The organism is Sphingomonas baiyangensis (assembly GCF_005144715.1).
Taxonomy (GTDB): Bacteria; Pseudomonadota; Alphaproteobacteria; order Sphingomonadales; family Sphingomonadaceae; genus Sphingomonas; species Sphingomonas baiyangensis.
Window position 1 is genome coordinate 428123 of sequence record NZ_SWKR01000001.1, and the last position, 19790, is coordinate 447912.

A 19790-nucleotide genomic window follows, 5' to 3' on the forward strand; every position below is an offset into this window, starting at 1 on the left:
GCGGCGTGACGCATCCCCTGCCCCAGCGTGCCGCCATCGTCGCCACCGCGCGCGAATCGATCGAGCGCGGCAGTCGCAGCTTTGCGGCGGCATCGAAGCTGTTCGATCCGGTCACGCGCGAGCGCGCCTGGCTGCTCTATGCCTGGTGCCGCGCATGCGACGACGTGGCCGACGGGCAGGATCACGGCCATGGCATGACGCTGGTGGCCGACGCGCCCGAGCGCGTCGCGGCGCTGCGCGCGGCGACGGCACGCGCCTTTGCCGGCGAACAGGTGGGCGATCCCGCGTTCGACGCGCTGCGCATCGTCGCCGCCGAAACCCGCCTGCCGCGCGCCTTTGCCGACGACATGATCGACGGCTTCCAGCTCGACGCCGACGACTGGCGCCCGCGCAGCGAGGCCGATCTGTATCGCTATTGCTATCACGTCGCCGGCGTCGTCGGCTGCATGATGGCGGTGGTGATGGGCGTCGATCCTTCCGACGACGCGACGCTCGATCGTGCGTGCGACCTGGGGCTCGCGTTCCAGCTCGCCAATATCGCACGCGATATCGAGGAGGATGACCGCGTCGGGCGCTGCTACCTGCCCGTCGAATGGCTGGTGGAGATGGACATTCCGCCCGGCCAGCACATGAAGCCGCCGTTCCGCAGCCGGCTCGCAGTGCTGGCGCGCCGCCTTGCCGATCGCGCAGAGGCGCATGCCGAGAGCGCGCGCGCGGGCACGCCGGCGCTGCCGTTCCGCTCGGCATGGGCGGTGCTGGCGGCGGCCGGCATCTATGGCGACATCGCGCGCAAGGTGGCCGCCGCCGGCGAGCATGGCTGGAACCATCGCGCGACGACTTCGGCCGCCGAGAAGCTCGGCTGGATCGCACGCTCGCTGGGACAGGCGGCGCGGCGCGCGACGCTCTATCCGCCGACGCCGCGCGATCCGGCGCTGTGGACGCGGCCGCGTGGTGAACGCCCGGCTAACCCCACCGGGTAAGCTACGCGCAACCCGGCCCGTGCGATGGTCGCGTCTCGCAGTAAGCAGAGTATCGCCGCTTGACCCGCCTGTCGTTCCGCTTCTCGCGCGCTCTAGAACAGGGACGCGCCGCGCGTGCGCCCGCGACGCGCGCCGAACTGCTGCACCGGCTGCTGCGCAAGCGCGCTGCCGCGCACCATGCCGGCGCCGACGATCTGGAGAAGATGCTGCGCGACCAGATCCGCTGGGCGCTGCCGATCGTGCGCGATTAGGAGTGGTTTGCGAATGCGGTCCCGGCGCCGCTCTCGTTTCAGCCACGCTGAAACGCACGAAAGAGGTCCGGGGGATTCTGTTGCTCGGCTCCCCCGGCGGCCGCCGTAACGCTTCTGTTGCCCGGTGCGTCCAACCGCGCTTTCGTCAATCTAACCTAGACCGTGAGGTCTTGGGTTAGGCTGCAATCGCGAGCGCCTCGTTATCGTTGGCACTTGTGAGATGGGCCGTTGCGGTGGTCCCATTCCGGGCGAAAGCAGCGCTTTTCAACACACGTCGATCCTGGTTCGGCCCCGTCAGAAACGGTGTCCAGTATCACCACCATTTCTGGTGGAGCCGCCGGGTACTGCCCCCGGGTCCGCTGCGTCTATGACACGCTACATTTTATCGCCATAGCCGGGCGAACCCGGCACCGGCCGATATAGGCGATGCGCGCGGCGGCGAAAAGGGGGCCTTTGCGCACGCCGCGCAATTCCCAGCGGTACGGCGGGGATTCGGCCTTTCCCCTGCCATAAAGCCGTGGCATGGGCAGTGGCATCATGTTGACGCAGCGTTCCCGATACGCGCTCCGCGCGATGATCTTCCTGTCGGCCCAGCCCGTAAGCGGCGCACCCACGCCGATGAACCGCATCGCCGCCGAGGCCAATGTACCGCGCAAGTTCCTCGAGCTGATCCTCGCCGATCTTCGCGAGGCGGGCTTCCTCGTCTCGACGCGCGGCAAGGCGGGCGGCTACCGCCTGTCGCGGCCGGCGCACCTCATCTCCTTGGGCGAGATCATCCGGGTGATCGAGGGGCCGCTGGCGCTGGTGCCGTGTGTCAGCCGCACCGCCTATCGGCCCTGCACCGACTGCCGCGACGAGGCGACCTGCGCGATCCGCCATGCGATGGCGCGCGTGCGCGACGAGACCGCGCGCATCCTCGACGGCACCAGCCTGGCCGACACGCACGCGCGCGATCTGGCGGCTGCCTAGAGCGAGGTGGGCCGGATCGTCGCCGCTTCGGGGGCCGGCCGGTTCTTCAGCTCGTCGCGGATTTCGCGCAGCAGCACGACTTCGGCGGCCTCGGCGGCCGGCCGCGCCGTGCCTTCGGCCTTTTCCTTCTCCATGCGCGCGAGCATGCGGTTGACCGAGCGCACGAGCAGGAAGACGATGAAGGCGAGGATCAGGAAGTTGATGACGACGGTGACGAACGCGCCATAGCCGAACAGCGGCACGCCGGCGGCCTTCAATGCCGTATAATCGGTGAGCGACCCGGCATAGCCTTCGGGCACCGGCCCGAGGCGCACGAAATAGCTGGTGAAGTCGAACCCGCCGAAGATCGCGCCGATCACCGGCATGATGACATCGTCGGTCAGCGATTTGGTGATCGTGCCGAAGGCGGCGCCGATGATGACGCCGACCGCAAGATCGAGCACGTTGCCGCGGGCGATGAAGGTCTTGAACTCGTCGAGCATGGCGCAGTCCCCCGTTCGTTTCGTGCGCACGCTAACCCGAAATATGGCGCCCGCGAAAGCGCCGATTTCAGGCCGCCGCGCGGGCAAGCAGGCCGCCCAGCCGGTCGCGCGCGGCGAGCAGATCGGCGGCACGGTCGCGCAGCAGATCGCGGTCGAGGAAATGGCGGGTGATCGCGAGGGCCGCGAACAAGGCGGGCCAGTCGGGCGCCTCACCGCCATCGCGCAGGAATGCGGGCAGCGGCAACAAGCGCGGCTCGTGTCCGTACGCCGCCGCACGGCTGACGGCGCCGCCGCTGCGCGGGCTGACCCAAGCGAGATCGTCGGTCACGCCCGTCGCCACGCAGGCATCGAGCGCGAGGCCGAAGCCCAGCTCGGCGAGCAGCAGCAATTCGTAGCGCGCGACCAGCGTCGCCCAGCGCCGCGCGACGGGCGCCGCTTCGATCGCGTCGAGCGCGGCCGCCAGCCCGGCATGCAGCCGCGGATAGGGTTGCGCCTCGGGCAGCGTCGAGACCGTGAGCGTGGTGAGCCAGGCGATCGCGGCGGCGGGCAACGGCTCGGCGAATAACGGCGCGCGACTGTGCGTCAGTTCAATCGTGAGCGCGGGCAGTTGCGCATCGGTGCGCGCGCGCCAGTTGCCCTGCACCAGATTGCCCGGTTGCAACACCGGCCGCAGCGCGCGCGAACGGCCGCCGCGCACATAGCCGGGCTGCACGCCGTCGTCGGGCGTCAGCGCACGCACGATCGCGCCATGCTCGCCATGCTGGCGCATCGACAGGATGATCGCGGGAGCCGAGAGATGCACGCCTTGCCTTAGCGCGCGGCTCTACGGTTGGAAAACCTAGCGCGCGAGGCGCGCGCGGACCTTCTTGGCACGCGCGACCGCGCCGTCCCAGGCGCCGAGCGCGGCGAGAGCGCTGCGGTTGGCGATGCCGGGGCGCAGCAGCAGCAGATCGGCGCACTCGACGTGATGCGTCGCGAACTGACGCTTCAATTGCCCCTCGCCCTCGGTGAAGTCGAACCAGCGCGGGCCGCCGGCTTCGTCGAGCAGGTCGCCCAGCGCCTCGGCCATCAGCAATGTGCCGGGCGACAGCGCGTCGAAGCTCTCTGCATGGCCGACATATTCGTAGAGCACGCAATCGCCCTCGACGGGGCAGTAGAGATAGGCCGCGGGCACGCCGCCTATGAACAGCAGCCAGGCGCGCACGCTGCCCGCCGCCGCGCGGCGCAGCATCGCCTCGATGAAGGCGGGGTCGCCGGGCAGGCCCATCGCGAGCAGCTTTTCCTGATAGGTCTCGGCCGCGAGCGGGCGCGCGATGGCGTGGAAGGCGGCGAGCTCCTCGGGGGTGCGATAGCGGCGGATGTCGATCGCGCCGCCCGACGCATCGGCCAGCTTGCGGCGCTTGCGCTTGAGGCTCGAGCGCAAATTGCCCGACAGCCCGGCAAGCCACGCATCGCGCCCGATCGACAGATCGGTGCAGTAGCGGCGATAGCGCTGGCGCTCGTGCGCGAGCATCGGCCCCGCGATCCAGCGCAGTGCCGGCAGCGCAGGCAGCGGCACCGAGAGCAGCGAATATCCGTCGGCGCCGGCGGGGAGCGGCGGCAGCGCGGGCACCTCGCCCGCCATCGCGGCATCGAGCGGGAGGGCGACGCGCACCAGCCGCCGCCTGAGGCGCAGCAGCGTCCGTGCGCCGATGCGGAACGACAGCGGCAGCTCGATCGCAGCACTCATGCCGCGCGCTCGGCGACGAGGTTCGACCAGAGCTGCTCGGCCTCGCGCAGCCGCGTGCGCAGCAGGCTGGGGCCGAGCGGCGCATCACCCTGCCCGAGCGGTAGCGCGGGGCGATCGCGATACCAGGCGGTGGGCAGCGCGTCGGCACGGTCGGACAGCATCTGGCACAGCGCGACGAAGCGGCGGACATGCACGGCATTGGCGCGCGTGCCGGCGCGGTTGGCAAGCTCGAAGCCGTGACCAACGATGGTGACGGCGGCATGATCGCGGCGGATCGCATGGTCGAGCGCGGCGCGCATCTCGGCCGCCGAGAGCGCGCAGATCTGGAAATGGCGCAGCCGGCCGGGCAGCGCCTCGATCAGCGTGACGGGGCATTCGATGAGCCCGCCGCGCACCACGGGCGCGATGGCGCGCGCGGGCAGGCCGATGCCGCTCGGCCAAGGCGCCTCGGAACCGTTGTGGCTGCTGTCGTACACGAAGCCCAGGCTGGTGAGCGCCGCCAGCGTATCGTCGTTGGCCGCATAGCTGCCGCTGCGAAACGCGATGGGCTGCGGCACGCCGGCGGCCGTAAGGAGATCGGCGGCGCCCTCGATCAGATCGCGCTGCTCGGCGGCGCCGTAATCACACAGTTCGAATCGGGCATGGCCAGCACCCCCATCGCCCGCGCGCGCGCCTGCCCAGTTGGGATGGAGGTGGAGCTGCACTTCCTGCCCTGCATCGAGGATCGGCGCGACGATGCGCTTGACCACATCGAGGCCGTAGGCGAGCGCGGGCATCGGATCGACGAAGAAGCAGGCCTTGAGGCCATGCTCGGCGAGCAGCCCGAGCTGGAAGGCGACCCCCACCCCCGCCGGATCGATCGACCGCGCGATCTGCTCGGCGGGCGGCAGACCGGCTGCGTGGTGGCGCCACATCAGCTCGGTATCGATGGTGACGAAGGCATGGGGCATGGCCGCGGGCCTAGCGCGGCGGCGGTGAAGATTTCGCCAATGCGGGGGGCCGGGGTCGCCAGCGCTAGGGCTTTATCCCCCAGCGCGTGTAATCGTCGGCGATGCGTGGCGCCATCGCGACCGCATCGGCAATATCGGCGGCGCCGCCCTTCGCGTCGCCCGACTTGTGACGCACGATGCCGCGCAGATAGCGCGCGGCCTGCATCTCGGGCGCGATCGTAAGCGCTTCGTCGAGATCGGCACGCGCTTCTGCAAGCCGGCCCGCACGCAGATGGATCAGCGCGCGACTGTCGAGCGCCGAGGCGGGATTGCTGCCCATCGCTATCGCACGATCGCAATCGGCCTGTGCGGCATCGAGACCGATACCGAGCTGACCGCGCAACCAGCAGCGGTTGTTGAGCATGTGCGCATCGCGTGGATCGACCTCGACCGCCGAGTCGATCGCGGTGATCGCCGCGTCAGCCTCGCCCATCATCGCGAGCAGCGATGCCTTGTGCGAAAGCGCGGCAGCCTTCTCCTCGCCGCCTGCTGCCACGCGCGCTTCGATAAGTTCGAGCGCCTCGTCATGGCGGCCGGCATCGGAAAGACGATTGGTATAATAGGCAAGTGTGTCGAAATCGGCGGGCTCGGTTTCATGCGCGCGGGCGATGGTTTCGAGAGATTGGGCGTCGCGTCGCAGGACATAGAGCAGATAGGCGCGGTAGTGCAGGCTCGATCGACTCGCGTCGATCGCGATCGCACGGTCGATATCGGCGAGCGAGCCTTCGAAATCGCCCAGCAGCTCGCGATAGCGCGCACGATTCTCGAACGCGCTCGCGTCATCGTCCTCGCTGCCGTCGGCGACGATCCGCGCATAGGCCGCATCGAGCCGCTTGAGCTTGCCGGTGTCGCGCGCTTTTGCCCGTTCGACATGCCTGAGCGGTAGGTCCGCCGGCGCCTTGACCGTAAGCAGTCGGCCCTCGGCGGCGGCGAGCGTCGCACGCTCGGCAGCGATTTCGCCCGGCGCGATCTCGATGCCCGTCGCGACGATGCGATCCTCCACCGTCGCCACACCCTGATCGAGCGCGACGCTGCGCGACACCTTCATGCCGCCCAGCCGCTCGGGCAGCGTGCGGTCGCCCTCGATCACATAGCCCCGGCCATTGTCGGGCAACAGCGTGCGCGCGCGAAACGCGAACGAGGTGGGGCCGGCGGTAGCGACGGGAATCGCCTTCCACGAGGAGCGCGTCCGATCGGGCGCGAACGCCGCCTTGCCGACCGCAAAGTCGAGCGTGCGCTGATGCCTGCCTGCCTCGCGCGACCAGTCTACCTGCGCAATGCCCTCGATTTCGAGCGTGCCGGTAGTGGCGGCGTCGTCGAAGCTGATGCCATGCGAGACGACGCGAGCGCGCGGCAGATACTGGCCGACGATCTCCTGCGCCATCGCTTCGCGCTGATCCTCGGTGCCCTGCGTATTTGCCATGCGCAGCATCTCGGCGCCCTGCCCGCGTGCCGTCATGCGCAGCGTGTAGACCGCGGGAAGCGACAGCGCCGCCGACTGATCGAGCTCGAGGTCGATCGCGATATCGGGTCGCGCCGGCGCGCGGATCGGCAGCGGCATCAGCGCCGCGCCCGCGCTGCGCAGCGGCAGGACGTGGCGAAAGGGTGGCGTGTCCTCGATATCGGCCAGCCGTGCGCCCTGCCCCGTCCCGTCGAGCCACAGGTCGGTGCCGTCGATCGACGCGCGCACGAGCACATGATCGAACGCGCCCGCACCGGGAAGCCGCTTGGGGACCAGATCGCCGCCTTCGATGCTTGCAAGCACCGGCTCGGCCTCGATCTCGAGCGCGTGGAGCATCGCGAGCAGCAGCAAGGTCTTGGCCTTGCAGTCACCGTAGCGCACTTCCCAGGTACGCGCCGGCGCCTGCGGCGTGTAGTTTCCGCCGGCCATGCCCCGGAACAGATAGCGGATTTCAGCCTGCACCGATTGCAGCGCGAGTGCGGCACGTTCGCGCGGTGTCGTGGCGGCGGCGCGGATGCGCGCCACTTCGGCGGCGAGCGGGCTGCCGGCCGCGATGAGTCCCTGCGTGGCATATAGCGGCGCGAAAGTGCGCGAGACCGTCGCCCAGTCGCCGAAGTTGCTCACCTCGATCATCGGCAGCGGCCGGAAACGCGGCGGCGCATCACCGGGTATCTCGGCGGGCTTGGGCGCCGGACCGACGAACTCGACTTCGCTGAACGAACCGCTCTGCCGCGGCGTGAGCGTCACCCCGTCGAGATGGCTGCGGAGCGCCACGCCATCGGCGCTCGACCACAGGATGCGGTTGCGCGCCAGCCCCGCCGTTACGGGCCTGGCAATCACCGGCATCGCGCTGTGCACGCGACCGCCCAGCGCCGGATCGCGATTGGTGACGGTGAAGGCGATGTCGAGCACGTCGTTCACGCGCAGTCCTTCGATCTCCATCGTCGCGGTGAGGATGCCCGTCAGCATCCGCTGTTCGAGGCCGAGTTCGCGCTTGAGGACGTTCAGCCTTTCGCCCTTGGCAAGCAGATCGATCGTATCGCCTGCGCGCAGGATGCGGGCATGGTGCACGATCACGTCGCCATGATCGGGCAGCCAGTCGACGCTGAAGGTGCCCGCCTCGTTGAGCATCGCGGCGTTGGCGATCTGCACCGCCGAACGCACATAACTGGCGACGCCGCCATCCTCGATACGCTGCTGCTGGTCGAGGATCAGGAATTGCGGGCGCGGGCTGGGCAGATTGGCCGGATCGGGCGTCGGCGCCTGCTTCACCCATTCGGGCGCCGGCCGGTACAGCGGCACGTCGGACGCACTGACAGGCGCCGTGCCAGCGAGAAGGCACGCAACGAAAGTGATCGAACGCAACATCTTGGCCCCGCCCCGAAACCCTTATCCCCTGTGTGCCACCTTATGCACGCGATGGGCGTGTGACTAGGGTGCGGAACCGCGCGCCTGCGTGCAGGTTGGCGGCAGAATCAATTGCCAGCGGAACGCCCTCCCCATGCCCGATATCCCTGCTCTCCTCTGGTTCCGCCGCGACCTGCGGCTTGCCGATCAGGCGGCGCTGCTTGCCGCGGCCGAGGAGGGGCCGGTGGTGCCCGTCTATGTGCTCGATGACGAGGGTGCGAAGCATCGGGCGATGGGAGGTGCCTCGCGCTGGTGGCTGCATCACAGCCTTGCGAGCCTCGACGCCGATCTGCGCGAGCGCGGCTCGCGGCTGATCCTGCGGCGTGGGCGCGCCGACGCGGAACTGGCGGCGGTCGCCGAAGCGTGCGGTGCGAGCCGCGTGCATTGCATCCGCCATTACGAGCCGTGGTGGCGCAATGCCGAGCGCGCGGTGGCCAAGCGGCTCGATCTGGTGTGCCACGACGGCAATTACCTCGCGCCGCCGGGGTCGCTGACGACCGGCAGCGGCACGCCGTTCAAGATCTACACCCCGTTCTGGCGCGCGCTGAAGGAGCATATGCCGCCGCCCTGGCCCACCAACCGGCCGAGCACGGTGCCGGCGCCGAAGACATGGCCCGCCTCGGACAAGCTCGACGACTGGGACCTGCTGCCGACCAAGCCCGACTGGGCCAAGGGCTTCGGCAAGGAATGGACACCGGGCGAAGCGGGGGCGCGGCGGCGCGTCGATGCGTTCGTCAAGCGCGCGGGCGACTATGACGAGACACGCAACCTGCCCTCGATCGAGGGCAGCAGCCGACTTTCGCCACATCTCCATTTCGGCGAGGTGTCGCCCGCCTATGTGTGGCACCGGGTCGCCGATGCGGGCGGGTCGGTCGACATATTTCTGAGCGAGCTCGGCTGGCGCGACTATGCGCAGAACGTCATCGCCGAATATCCCGACTATCCCTCGAAGAACGCGCGCGACAAGTTCGACAAGCTGCCGTGGCGCGACCTGCGCGAAGCGGGCAGCGACTTCGACGCCTGGACCAAGGGGCAGACGGGCTATCCGATCGTCGATGCCGGGATGCGGCAATTATGGACGACGGGGTGGATGCACAATCGCGTGCGGATGATCGCGGCGAGCTTCTGCATCAAGCACCTGCTAATCGACTGGCGCAAGGGCGAGCAGTGGTATTGGGATTGCCTGGTCGATGCCGATTACGGATCGAACGGCGTCAACTGGCAATGGGTGGCGGGCACCGGGCTCGATTCGAACATGTTCAGCCGGATCATGGCGCCGCTGTCGCAATCGGAGAAGTTCGCGGCGGGCGACTATATCCGCCAGTGGGTGCCCGAGCTGGCGAAGCTTTCGGACGCGGTGATCCACGATCCCGAAGAGCATGGCTGCCGGCCGAAGGACTATCCCGCCAAGATCATCGGCCATCGCGAGGCGCGCGAGCGCGCGCTGAAAGCCGGCAAACACGCGAAATAGTTGCAACGCGCGGCGGCGATGGCATGGGTGGCCGCGATGCATGGCATGACGCGCAACCGCGGGCGGAGGATCGGGCAGGCGCGCGCGCTGGCGCTGCCGGGCGTCGACCGGCTGTTCGCGCCGCTGCTCGACCGGATCGACCGGGGGCTGCCCGAAGGTTCGATCGACGCGACGCTGCCGGGTGGCGGGCGGCGGCTGCTCGGCGGACGCGCGCCGGGGCCGGCGGCGGTGGTCGACCTCAGGTCATGGCGCGCGCTCTATCGTCTCGCGACAGGCGGGTCGGCCGGCTGGTACGAGGCATGGGCGGCGGGCGAATGGGCGAGCCCCGATCCGGTCGCGCTGTTCGAACTGTTCGTGCGCAACCGCGCGGCGCTGGGCGATACCGCGCGGGCGCGGCCATGGTCGCGCATCGGGCGGCGGCTGGCGCATCTCGCGCGGCGCAACGATGCGGCGGGCGCACGCGCCAATGTCGCCTATCATTACGATCTGGGGAACGACTTCTACGCGCCGTGGCTCGATGCGAGCATGACCTATTCGAGCGCGATGTTCGCCGAGGCGGACGAGCCGCTCGAGGCCGCGCAGGCGCGCAAGCTGGCGGCGATCCTCGACCGCACCGCGACCAGGCCGGGCGACGCGATCCTCGAGATCGGTTGCGGCTGGGGCTCGTTCGCCGCCGTCGCCGCTGCGGGCGGACGGCGCGTGCACGGCCTGACGCTGTCGGCCGAGCAGAAGGCGCATGTCGAGGCGCGGGGGCTTCCCGGCGTATCGGTGGCGCTCACCGACTATCGCGACGCCACCGGCCAGTATGATGCGATCGCGAGCATCGAGATGGTCGAGGCGGTGGGGCAGGATTTCTGGCCCGCCTATTGCGCCGCCATCGCACGGCTGCTGCGCCCCGGCGGGCGCGCCGCGATCCAGTATATCGCGATCGACGATGCGGTGTTCGAGAACTACGCGCGCAATGTCGACTTCATCCAGGCCTATGTGTTTCCCGGCGGCATGCTGCTGTCCGAAGCGCGCTTTCGCGCCATCGCCGAGCGGTACGGGCTGCGCTGGACCGACCGGCGGGGCTTCGGCATGGACTATGCCGAAACGCTCCGGCGCTGGCGCATGGCGTTCGACGCCGCCGATGCCGCAGGCCGGCTGCCCGCCGATCTCGACGCGCAATTCCGCGCGCTATGGCGCTATTATCTGATGTATTGCGAAGGCGGCTTTCGCGGCGGCGGGATCGACGTGGCGCAGGTGACGCTGGTGAAGGAGGGGACATGAAGCTCTGGACGATGCTGGGCGCGCTTGCGCTCGCGGGCTGTGCCGCAACCACGGCACCGGTGGCGAGCGATGCACCCGCCAATGCGCCGGTGGTATCGCAGGCCGTCCGCCTCGACAGCGTACCCGAGGCGCGGCTGCGCGCCGCCGGCGCCGAAGTGCTGTTCTGGTCGCAGGAACAGCGCGAGGCCAATTTCCGCGCCATGGAGACGATCTTTCCCGGCCATGTCGTGAAGGCCGGCGCGCGGCCGCGCGCGCTGCCCGCGGGCACGCCGCTGGCCATTTCGCCCGCCGAGGTCGACGGCTTCATGGCGGCGCAGAAGATTGCCGGGCTGATCGTGCTTAAGGACGGGCAGGTCGTGCTCGAACGCTATGGCCTGGGGTTCACGCCCCAAGGCCGCTGGACGAGCTTTTCGGTGGCCAAGTCGTTCACCTCGACGCTGGTGGGTGCCGCGATCCGCGACGGTGCGATTCGCTCGGTCGACGATCCGGTCACGCGCTACATCCCCGAGCTGGCCGGCAGCGGCTATGACGGGGTGAGCGTGGCGCAGTTGCTCACCATGACCTCGGGCGTGCGCTGGAACGAGGACTACACCGATCCCAATTCCGACGTCGCGCGGATGCTGACGGTGCCCGTGCCGCCGGGCATGGACCCGACGGTCGCCTATATGCGCACGCTGCCGCGCGAGACCGCGCCGGGCGAGAAGTTCGTCTACAAGACCGGCGAGACCAACCTGATCGGCGTGCTGGTGAGCAAGGCGACGGGCAAGCCGCTCGCCAATTATCTGAGCGAAAAGGTGTGGCGGCCCTATGGCATGGAGGCCGATGCCTTCTGGATGATCGATCAGTCGGGCCAGGAGATCGGCGGCTGCTGCCTGTCGGTCAGCCTGCGCGACTATGCGCGCATGGGGCAGCTGGTGCTCGACGGCGGTGAGGGGCTGGTGCCCGCGGGCTGGTTCGCCGAGGCGACCAAGGCGCAGGTGGCCTTCCCGCGCGCGGGCTTCGGCTATGGCTATCAATGGTGGGCCTATCCCGAAGGCCGCTTCGGCGCGCAGGGCATCTTCGGCCAGTCGATCCTGATCGACCCCGCCGCACGCGTAGTGGTGGCGATGGTGAGCGCATGGCCCAAGGCGACCGACAGCGCGCTTTCGGCCGAGCGCATGGCGTTCCAGGCGAAGCTGCTGGCGGCGGCGCGGTAAACGCGTCAATCCCGTTCGTCCCGAGCGAAGTCGAGGGACATGGCCGAGCGAAGTCGAGGCGTAGATCCGCGCAGCCTCGACTACGCTCGGTGAAGTGTCTCGACTTCGCTCGACACGAACGGGGAATATTTGGCTTATGCTTGGCGCCGCGCGATCGTCAGCAGCGAGAGGCCCATCGGCATCGGCACGCGGCCGATGAGGTGGCGCTCCAGCCCGAATACCGCCTCGAACAGGCGGTTGACGGGCGCGGGGGGCGGAGAATCGTCGCTGTCGTCGCGGCCCGTCAGCCGGCCGGCCAGCCGCGCGCCGACCGCGAGCGGGAACAGCAGCGAATTGCACCAGCGCAGCCCCTGATGCGTGAGGCCGGCGGCGCGGATCGCGGCATCGAGGCTCGCCTTCGAATAGCGGCGGTGGTGATGGTTCACCACGTCGTGCGCCGACCACATCCAGCGATGCGCGGGCACCGCGATGAGGATGCAGCCGCCGGGCTTCAGCGTCTCGGCGATGCCGCGCAGCGCCGCCACATCGTCGCCCACATGCTCGATCACGTCGAGCACGGCGACCATGTCGTAGGCACCGCGCGCGACGCCGGGCAGCTCGGGCAAGGGCGCGTCGCCTACCGGCTGGCCCAGCCGCTCGGCGGCGATGGCGCGCGCCGCCGCGTCGATCTCGATCGCCTCGACGTTGCCGAAGCGCGCGAGCATCGGCAGGTTGTGGCCGGTGCCGCAGCCGATCTCGAGGATACGCGCATCGGCGGATAGCCCGGCCTCGCGCGCGACATAGTCGCTCAGGATCTCGCGGCGCGCGCGATACCACCAGTGCGTGCTGTCGTGCGCGGCCATGCGGTCATAGACGATCCTGTCCATCGGTCAGCGAAACACCCATTGGCGGTTGAGGAGGAAGGTAACGGCGGGAACGATGAGCAGGCCAGGCACCAGCGGCACCCAGGCGGGCTGCGCGAGCAGATTGGTCGCCACCCAGGTGATGAGCGCGTGCAGCCCGAGCCCCAGCCCCTGCACCGCGACGAACCGCGCCTGCTGGCCGGCACCCGTGCGGCTGCCATGCCCGCGAAAGCTGAAGCGGCTGTGCAGCACGAACCCCGCCGCCACCGCGACGGCGAAGGCGAAGGGCACCGCCAGCACCGCGCGCTCGTTGCCGAAGATGCGCCAGGTCAGCGTCAGATACACCGCGCTGTAGAGCAGCGTGGTGATGCCGCCGGCGACGAGAAAGCGCAGGATCTGCCCCAGCACCGGATGCCGCCCTGCCATCTGCCCAATCATCGTCGTCACTGCGGCCTTGTCCTTTGCGTTCCGCGCGATAGGGAAACGCCAGTCCCAGTGGCCCCTAGCCCCGTCACGCGCCTTCGGAAAGTCCGCTCATGTTCGCCCGCATCGACATCGGCCGCCAGCTCGACCGGCACTGGCTGCGCTGGACGCTGATCGCGTGGGTCGCGGTGGCGGCATGGTATGTTTGGCAGCGCTGGGGCGGCATCTACTGGCTCGCGCTGTCGGACACCGACGACAATATGCGGCTGATGCAGGTGCGCGCGTGGCTTGGCGGACAGGGCTGGTACGACCTGCGCCAGTACCGTCTCAATCCGCCGGGCGGCCTCGACATCCACTGGTCGCGCATTCCGGACCTGCCGATCGCCGCGCTGATCCTGGCGTTCAAGCCCTTCACCACGCAGTTCTGGGCCGAGCGGCTGGCCGCGGGCGTCGCCCCCCTGCTGCCGCTCGGCATCGCGATGACCGCGGTGGCGCTCACCGCGCGGCGGCTGGTGGCGCCGCGCGCATGGCCGCTGGCGCTGGTGTTCCTGATGGGCTGCACCGCGACGATGCTGATGTTCATGCCGCTGCGCATCGACCATCATGGCTGGCAGCTCGCGGCGCTGGCGGTGACGGTGGCGGGGCTGGCCGATCCGCGCCACGCGCGCGGCGGCGCCATTGTCGGCGCGGCGAGCGCGTTCAGCCTGGGCATCGGGCTCGAGATGCTGCCCTATGCCGCGACCGCCGGCGCCGCCATCACGCTGCGCTGGGTATGGGAGCGCGCCGAGGCGCCGCGCATCGCCGCCTACGGCTGCACGCTGGCGGGCGGCACCGCGATCGCCTTCGCGGCCTTCGCATCTGAGGCCAATCAGGCGATGCGCTGCGACGCGCTGACGCCGGTATGGCTGAGCGTGACGGTGGTGGCGGGCGCGCTGTTGTTCGCGCTCGCGCGGCTCAACCCCGAGGCGCGCGCGCTGCGGCTGGGCGTGGCGGTGCTGGCGGGCGCGGTGATCGCCGGCGGCTTCGCGCTCCTGTTCCCGCAATGCCTGGGACGGCCCGAAGGCGTGTCCGACGAGCTGGCGCGCAGCTGGCTCAACAATGTGCGCGAGGCCAAGCCGATCTACGAGCATCCGCTGCGCACCGCGCTGCCGATCGCGGCGCTGCCCGTCATCGGCCTGATCGGCGCGATGCTGGCGACATGGCGCGCGCGTGGTACGCCGCGCTTCGCCGCGTGGCTGCCCGTTGCGCTGTTCACCGGCTCTGCCTGCCTCTTGCTGCTGTGGCAGGTGCGCGCGGGGCCGGCCGCGCAGCTGCTGGCGGTGCCCGGCGCGACGGCGCTCGGCTGGTGGCTGTTCCCCTGGCTGCTCGACCACCGGCTGATGCCGGTGCGCGTGTTCGGCACGATCGCGGCGTTCCTGATGGTATCGGGCCTATTCGCCGGCCTCGCGATCCGCTGGCTGCCGATCGACCGGCCCGATGCGCGCACGCGCACGGTGGCGCGCGCGGGCCAGCGCTGCGGCAGCATCCCCTCGCTGGTACAGCTCAACCGGCTGCCGCCGGCGACGATGTTCACGCATGTCGATCTGGGTCCGCGACTGGTGACGATCACGCACCACAACGGCATCACCGGGCCCTATCACCGCAACGGCGACGCGATCCTCGACGTGCATCGCGCCTTCCAGCGCGACGACGCCTTCTTCCGCCGCACCGCCTATGCGCATGGCGCGCGCTATCTGCTCACCTGCCCCAACATGGCCGAGACGACCAACTATCGCGCACGCGCGCCGCAGGGCTTCTATGCGCGGCTGGCGCGCGGCGAGGTGCCCGATTTCCTCACGCGCGTGCCGCTGCCGGCAAACTCGCCCTTCGCGCTTTGGCGCATCGATTACGAGCGGCCGCTGGCGCCGCAACCCGTTCGTCCTGAGTAGCCGCCGAATACCTGCGACAACTTACGGCGCTTCTCAGCACGAACGGCAGGGTGTGATCGAAACCTGTCCTAAAGCACCGTCGCTTCGAGGCCGTCGAGGATGAACTGCGTGGCGAGCGCGGCGAGCAGCACGCCGAGCAGGCGCGTGATGACCGCTTCGATCTTGGCGCCGAGCACGCGCATCAGCGGGCCGGCGGCGAGCAGCGCGACGAGCGTCGCCAAGAGGATCGTCGCCAGCGCACCGAGCACGACGAGCGCCGAGGGCAGCCCCTCGTTCTGCGAGGTGAGCAGCATGACCGACGCGATCGATCCCGGCCCGGCGATCATCGGCATCGCCATCGGGAAAGCGGCGACATCGTCGACCTCGGGATCGTCGATCACCTGCTGCGCGCGATCCTCGCGGCGCTGGGTGCGCTTTTCGAACACCATTTCGAGCGCGATCAGGAACAGCATCACGCCGCCGGCGATGCGGAACGCATCGAGGCTGACATGGAGCGCGCGCAGCAAATCCTCGCCGAACAGCGCGAAGCCGATGAGGATGGCGCCCGCGATCAGCACCGCGCGCACCGCCATCGATCGGCGCTGCACCGGCGATGCGTCCTTGGTCAGCCCGGCATAGATCGGCGCGCACCCCGGCGGATCGATCACCACGAAGAAGGTGATGAGCGCCGATACATAGAGTTCGAGCATGTCAGATCGCGTCGGCGGCGAGCGCCACGCCGGCGCGGCGATGTGCTGCGACCAGCGTGTTGCGCAGCAGGCAGGCGATGGTCATCGGCCCGACGCCGCCGGGCACCGGCGTGATCGCGCCGGCGACCGAGGCGGCACTGGCGAAATCGACGTCGCCCACCAGCCCGTCGTCGGTACGGTTGATGCCGACGTCGATCACGCAGGCGCCGGGCTTGATCCAGTCGCCCGACACGAAGTTCGCGCGGCCGACGGCGGCGACGACGATGTCGGCGCCCGCCAGATGATGCGCTAGGTTGCGCGTGCGCGAATGCGCGACGGTGACGGTGCAGCTTGCCTGCGTCAGCAGCGCCGCCATCGGCTTGCCGACGATGTTCGAGCGGCCGATGACCACCGCGTTCAGCCCCGAAAGATCGCCCAGCCGCTCCTTGAGCAGCATCAGACAGCCGAGCGGCGTGCAGGGGACGAAGCCGTTGAGGCCGGTGGCGAGGCGCCCGGCATTGACGGGGTGGAAGCCGTCGACGTCCTTGTCGGGATCGATGCGCTGGAGCACGGCATCGGCATCGAGCCCCTCGGGCAGCGGCAGCTGGACGAGGATGCCGTCAACCGCATCATCGGCATTGAGGCGATCGACGAGTGCTAGCAGGTCTTCCTGCGCGGTGTCGGCGGGCAGGCGATGCTCGAAGCTCGCCATGCCCGCGGCGACCGTCGCCTTGCCCTTCGAGCGGACATAGACCGCCGAGGCGGCATCCTCGCCGACGAGCACCACGGCGAGGCCGGGCTTGCGCCCCGTATCGGCGGCGAAACCCGCGGCCAGTTCGCCCACGCGCGCGCGCAGCGTGGCTGCGGCGGCCTTCCCATCGATGATCTCGGCGCTCATGGCGCCGGCTCATAGAGCCAAGCGGCGGGCATCGCCAGCCTGCAACTCGACCGTCATGCCAGCGAAAGCTGGCATCTGGTGGTTACGCAAAGACCCCAGCTTCCGCTGGCGTGACGATCATGGCCGTTACAGCGGCACCGCGCCGCCCGTCGCGATATTGGCGGCCAGGCGGTTGAGCACGATGTCGATGATCGCGATCAGCACCAGCACGACGATCGGCGACACGTCGAGCGCGCCGAAATCGGGGAGGATGCGGCGGATGGGGCGGTAGATCGGCTCGGTGACGACCTGAAGCCCCTGCCAGATCGAGCGGACGAACTCGTTGCCGGTGTTGATGACGTTGAAGGCGAACAGCCACGACAGCACCGCCTGGATGATGATGATCCACCATGCCAGGTCGAGCAGCACCTGCAGGATTTGAATGATCGTAAGCAAGCCGGCCCTCCGCGTCGGTGTGTTGCCCCGCCATATCGGAACGATCGCGCGGCGGGCAAGACCGCGCGATGCCTCAGCGGTGGACGAGCGTGCCCGCGCCCTGCTGGGTGAAGATCTCGAGCAGCATCGCATGCGGCACGCGCCCGTCGAGGATGACGGCGGCGTCGACGCCGGCATCGACTGCCGCCACGCAGGTCTCGACCTTGGGAATCATGCCGCCCGAGATCGTGCCGTCGGCCTTCAAGGCGGCGATGCCGGCCGGATCGAGATCGGTGAGCAGGTTGCCCGCCTTGTCGAGCACGCCCGCCACGTCGGTAAGCAGGAAGAAGCGTGCCGCGCCGAGCGCCCCGGCGATCGCGCCGGCCATCGTGTCGGCATTGATGTTGTAGGTGTGGCCGTCGGCGCCGAGCGCGACGGGCGCGACGACGGGGATGACGTTGTCGCGCGCGAGCAGCTGGAGGATAGCGGGATCGACCGCCACGGGCTCGCCGACGAAACCCAGATCGACATGGCGCTCGATGCCCGAATTGGGATCGGGCTGGGTGCGCCGCACCTGCTCGGCGGTGACGAGGCGCGCGTCCTTGCCCGAGATGCCCACCGCGCGGCCGCCGGCATCGGCGATCCAGGCGACGATTTCCTTGTTGATTTTGCCCGCGAGCACCATCTCGGCGACCTCGGCGGTGGCGGCATCGGTGACGCGCAAGCCCCCGACGAACCGCGATTCGACGCCCAGCCGCTTGAGCATCGCGCCGATCTGCGGGCCGCCGCCATGCACCACCACGGGGTTGATGCCTACTGCCTTCAGCAGCACGATATCCTCGGCGAAATCGCGCGCCAGCTCGGGATCGCCCATCGCATGGCCGCCATATTTCACCACGAAGGTCTTGCCGGCATAGCGCTGCAGATAGGGCAGCGCCTCGGTAAGCGTCTCGGCCTTGGCGAGCATCGCGGGATCGGGGGCGTGGCTGGTCACATCGGCATCCGTTTGGCGAAATGGGGTCAGGCAGGCGCGCGGTCGAGCCGGCGGCCGAGGCCGACGAACACATAGATGAGCGCGGGCACCAGCACGATCGACAGCACTACCTTGGCGATCATCTGCCCCACCAGCAGCTCGCCGATCGGGAACACGCCGTAGAAGGCGACGGTGACGAAGATCAGCGTGTCGAGGATCTGGCTCAGCACGCTGGCGATGCCGGCGCGGAGCCACAACAGGCTGCCGCCCTCGCGCTTCAGCGCGGCGAAGATCGACACGTTGAGGATCTGCGAGATGCCATAGGCGGCGATGCCGCCCGCCCAGATGCGCCAGGTAGCACCTAGGATCGTCTGGATGGCCTCGCGATTCTCGGGCTGCATCTCGGCCGAGGCAGGCAGCGCCCACACCACCCAGCTCAGCGCCATCGACGCGAGCAGCGGCACGAAGCCCACCACCACCAGCCGGTTGGCCACGGTACGGCCGTGCAGCTCGGCCACGGCCGACGACACGACGACGAGCAGCAGGAAGGCGAAGATGCCGGCCTCGACCGCGAGCGGGCCGAGTGCCACCTGCTTGTTGCCGAGCACGCCGGCAATGCACACCATGCCGCCATAGAAGATCGCGAAGGCGAACAGCGACGGCGAGATCGGCGCGGGCGAAGGAGTCTGCATCGGCGGCGCCTAGCGAAAACTGCCGCCCGCCGGAAGTGGCTGCGATGCATCGCGCGCCAGCGCCGCCGCCACCGCGCGCAGTACCTGCGGATCGAACTGCACCCACAGATGCCCGCTCGCCACCTCGATCGCGTGGCAATCGGCATCGCGGCAGATCGCGCCGCCCACCAGCCCGTCGCGCGCGCTCCAGATCGCGGTGGCGGGCACCGGCAGCGGTCGCGCGGCTTCGCCACTCCATGCGCGGACCGCCGGATCGTCGATGCGTGCGCCCGACAGCCATTGATAGGCACGCCAGACATTGGTCGCCTCGGGCGGGCCGGCGAAGGGCGCGCTGACGGTCACGACCGCGCGGACCCGGCCCGGCAGGCGGTGCGCGGCGATGCGCGCCATCACCCCGCCGAGGCTGACGCCCACCAGCGTGACAGGCGCGCCGGCGCGCTGCGCGAAATCGTCGATCCGCGCGAACAGGCGCGCGCCATCGCCGCCGATCGCGCGCTGGCCGAGATTGCGCCCAAGCCCCCATCCTTCGACCCGGTAGCCGAGCCGCCGCAGCAGCGCCGCCATTGCGAGGTTCGAGCGATCGCCGTTGAACAGGCCGGGCAGCAGCATCACCGCCCGCCCGTCGCCGCGCGGCAAGCGCCCGAGCGCCCGCCAGTCGCGTGCCAGCCTGAGCGGCGCCAGCGGCGCGCGCAGCGGCTCGGCAAGCAGCAGCGCGAGCGCGGGCGGGCGATGGCCGCTCATCGGCGC

Annotated in this window: 20 protein-coding genes and 1 other RNA gene; 7 read left to right on the top strand and 14 right to left on the bottom strand. The window is 69.6% G+C overall.

Annotation, left to right across the window (positions count from 1 at the left end; genetic code table 11):
* Window positions 1-5 precede the first annotated feature (5 nt).
* Both FBR43_RS02105 and FBR43_RS02110 read left to right on the top strand, forming a co-directional pair.
* The gene (locus FBR43_RS02105; protein ID WP_136941571.1) at window positions 6-980 is read left to right on the top strand and encodes a phytoene/squalene synthase family protein; all 975 of its coding nucleotides are present in this window, start codon (window positions 6-8) and stop codon (window positions 978-980) included.
* Between the two features lie 59 nt (window positions 981-1039).
* Window positions 1040-1231, top strand: a complete 192-nt coding sequence (locus tag FBR43_RS02110) for a hypothetical protein (RefSeq protein WP_136941572.1) — start codon at window positions 1040-1042, stop codon at window positions 1229-1231.
* A gap of 104 nt (window positions 1232-1335) precedes the next feature.
* On the opposite strand, the gene ssrA is transcribed toward FBR43_RS02110, so the two are convergent.
* Window positions 1336-1680, bottom strand: a transfer-messenger RNA (tmRNA) gene (gene ssrA / locus FBR43_RS02115).
* 88 nt (window positions 1681-1768) lie between these two features.
* Here ssrA and FBR43_RS02120 point away from each other — a divergent pair.
* Window positions 1769-2200, top strand: coding sequence for an RrF2 family transcriptional regulator (locus tag FBR43_RS02120; RefSeq protein WP_136941573.1), 432 nt, complete (start codon window positions 1769-1771; stop codon window positions 2198-2200).
* On the opposite strand, the gene mscL is transcribed toward FBR43_RS02120, so the two are convergent.
* The 5 genes from mscL to FBR43_RS02145 all read right to left on the bottom strand — a co-directional run bounded on the left by mscL (window position 2197) and on the right by FBR43_RS02145 (window position 8230).
* Window positions 2197-2682, bottom strand: coding sequence for a large conductance mechanosensitive channel protein MscL (gene mscL / locus FBR43_RS02125; protein ID WP_136941574.1), 486 nt, complete (start codon window positions 2680-2682; stop codon window positions 2197-2199). The genes FBR43_RS02120 and mscL overlap by 4 nt on opposite strands.
* Window positions 2683-2749: 67 nt before the next feature.
* Window positions 2750-3484: a DNA repair protein RecO gene (gene recO / locus FBR43_RS02130; RefSeq protein ID WP_136941575.1), complete on the bottom strand. Its 735-nt coding sequence runs from the start codon at window positions 3482-3484 to the stop codon at window positions 2750-2752.
* Between the two features lie 36 nt (window positions 3485-3520).
* On the bottom strand, window positions 3521-4411 hold the full coding sequence (locus FBR43_RS02135; RefSeq protein ID WP_136941576.1) for a GNAT family N-acetyltransferase: 891 nt from the start codon (window positions 4409-4411) through the stop codon (window positions 3521-3523).
* Entirely contained in the window at window positions 4408-5361 is a 954-nt protein-coding gene (locus FBR43_RS02140; RefSeq protein ID WP_136941577.1) for a polysaccharide deacetylase family protein, read from the bottom strand. The genes FBR43_RS02135 and FBR43_RS02140 overlap by 4 nt, the downstream gene beginning before the upstream one ends.
* A gap of 64 nt (window positions 5362-5425) precedes the next feature.
* A complete protein-coding gene (locus FBR43_RS02145) occupies window positions 5426-8230 on the bottom strand; it encodes a DUF3857 domain-containing protein (protein WP_136941578.1) in 2805 nt (934 codons plus the stop codon).
* A 133-nt stretch (window positions 8231-8363) separates the two neighbouring features.
* Here FBR43_RS02145 and FBR43_RS02150 point away from each other — a divergent pair, with 133 nt between their 5' ends.
* Genes FBR43_RS02150 through FBR43_RS02160 form a run of 3 tightly spaced genes read left to right on the top strand, consistent with a single transcriptional unit; the run spans window position 8364 to window position 12205 of the window.
* Complete coding sequence (locus tag FBR43_RS02150) at window positions 8364-9740, top strand: cryptochrome/photolyase family protein (RefSeq protein ID WP_136941579.1); 1377 nt, start codon at window positions 8364-8366, stop codon at window positions 9738-9740.
* 18 nt (window positions 9741-9758) lie between these two features.
* Window positions 9759-11009 (top strand): SAM-dependent methyltransferase, encoded by a 1251-nt coding sequence (locus FBR43_RS02155; RefSeq protein WP_249276403.1) that lies wholly within the window; start codon window positions 9759-9761, stop codon window positions 11007-11009.
* Window positions 11006-12205: a serine hydrolase domain-containing protein gene (locus FBR43_RS02160; RefSeq protein WP_212611870.1), complete on the top strand. Its 1200-nt coding sequence runs from the start codon at window positions 11006-11008 to the stop codon at window positions 12203-12205. The genes FBR43_RS02155 and FBR43_RS02160 overlap by 4 nt, the downstream gene beginning before the upstream one ends.
* A gap of 134 nt (window positions 12206-12339) precedes the next feature.
* Here FBR43_RS02160 and FBR43_RS02165 read toward each other — a convergent pair whose 3' ends face one another.
* Window positions 12340-13071 (bottom strand): class I SAM-dependent methyltransferase, encoded by a 732-nt coding sequence (locus FBR43_RS02165; RefSeq protein ID WP_136941580.1) that lies wholly within the window; start codon window positions 13069-13071, stop codon window positions 12340-12342.
* A gap of 3 nt (window positions 13072-13074) precedes the next feature.
* Window positions 13075-13485: a GtrA family protein gene (locus FBR43_RS02170; protein WP_169542454.1), complete on the bottom strand. Its 411-nt coding sequence runs from the start codon at window positions 13483-13485 to the stop codon at window positions 13075-13077.
* A 98-nt stretch (window positions 13486-13583) separates the two neighbouring features.
* Between FBR43_RS02170 and FBR43_RS02175 the strand changes: the two genes are divergently transcribed.
* Window positions 13584-15398: a DUF2339 domain-containing protein gene (locus FBR43_RS02175; RefSeq protein WP_136941581.1), complete on the top strand. Its 1815-nt coding sequence runs from the start codon at window positions 13584-13586 to the stop codon at window positions 15396-15398.
* Window positions 15399-15466: 68 nt separating this feature from the next.
* Here the strand turns inward: FBR43_RS02175 and FBR43_RS02180 are convergent, their stop codons facing one another.
* The 6 genes from FBR43_RS02180 to FBR43_RS02205 form a co-directional block, all read right to left on the bottom strand.
* Window positions 15467-16087: a MarC family protein gene (locus FBR43_RS02180; RefSeq protein WP_136941582.1), complete on the bottom strand. Its 621-nt coding sequence runs from the start codon at window positions 16085-16087 to the stop codon at window positions 15467-15469.
* A gap of 1 nt (window position 16088) precedes the next feature.
* A complete protein-coding gene (gene folD, locus FBR43_RS02185; protein WP_136941583.1) occupies window positions 16089-16964 on the bottom strand; it encodes a bifunctional methylenetetrahydrofolate dehydrogenase/methenyltetrahydrofolate cyclohydrolase FolD in 876 nt (291 codons plus the stop codon).
* A gap of 126 nt (window positions 16965-17090) precedes the next feature.
* The gene (locus FBR43_RS02190; protein ID WP_249276404.1) at window positions 17091-17399 is read right to left on the bottom strand and encodes a YggT family protein; all 309 of its coding nucleotides are present in this window, start codon (window positions 17397-17399) and stop codon (window positions 17091-17093) included.
* Window positions 17400-17472: 73 nt separating this feature from the next.
* Window positions 17473-18372 carry an acetylglutamate kinase gene (argB, locus tag FBR43_RS02195; protein ID WP_136941585.1) on the bottom strand — a complete coding sequence of 300 codons (900 nt, stop codon included), beginning with the start codon at window positions 18370-18372 and terminating at the stop codon, window positions 17473-17475.
* 26 nt (window positions 18373-18398) lie between these two features.
* A complete protein-coding gene (locus tag FBR43_RS02200; protein ID WP_136941586.1) occupies window positions 18399-19043 on the bottom strand; it encodes a queuosine precursor transporter in 645 nt (214 codons plus the stop codon).
* A 9-nt stretch (window positions 19044-19052) separates the two neighbouring features.
* Complete coding sequence (locus FBR43_RS02205; RefSeq protein WP_136941587.1) at window positions 19053-19784, bottom strand: esterase/lipase family protein; 732 nt, start codon at window positions 19782-19784, stop codon at window positions 19053-19055.
* Window positions 19785-19790 lie beyond the last annotated feature (6 nt).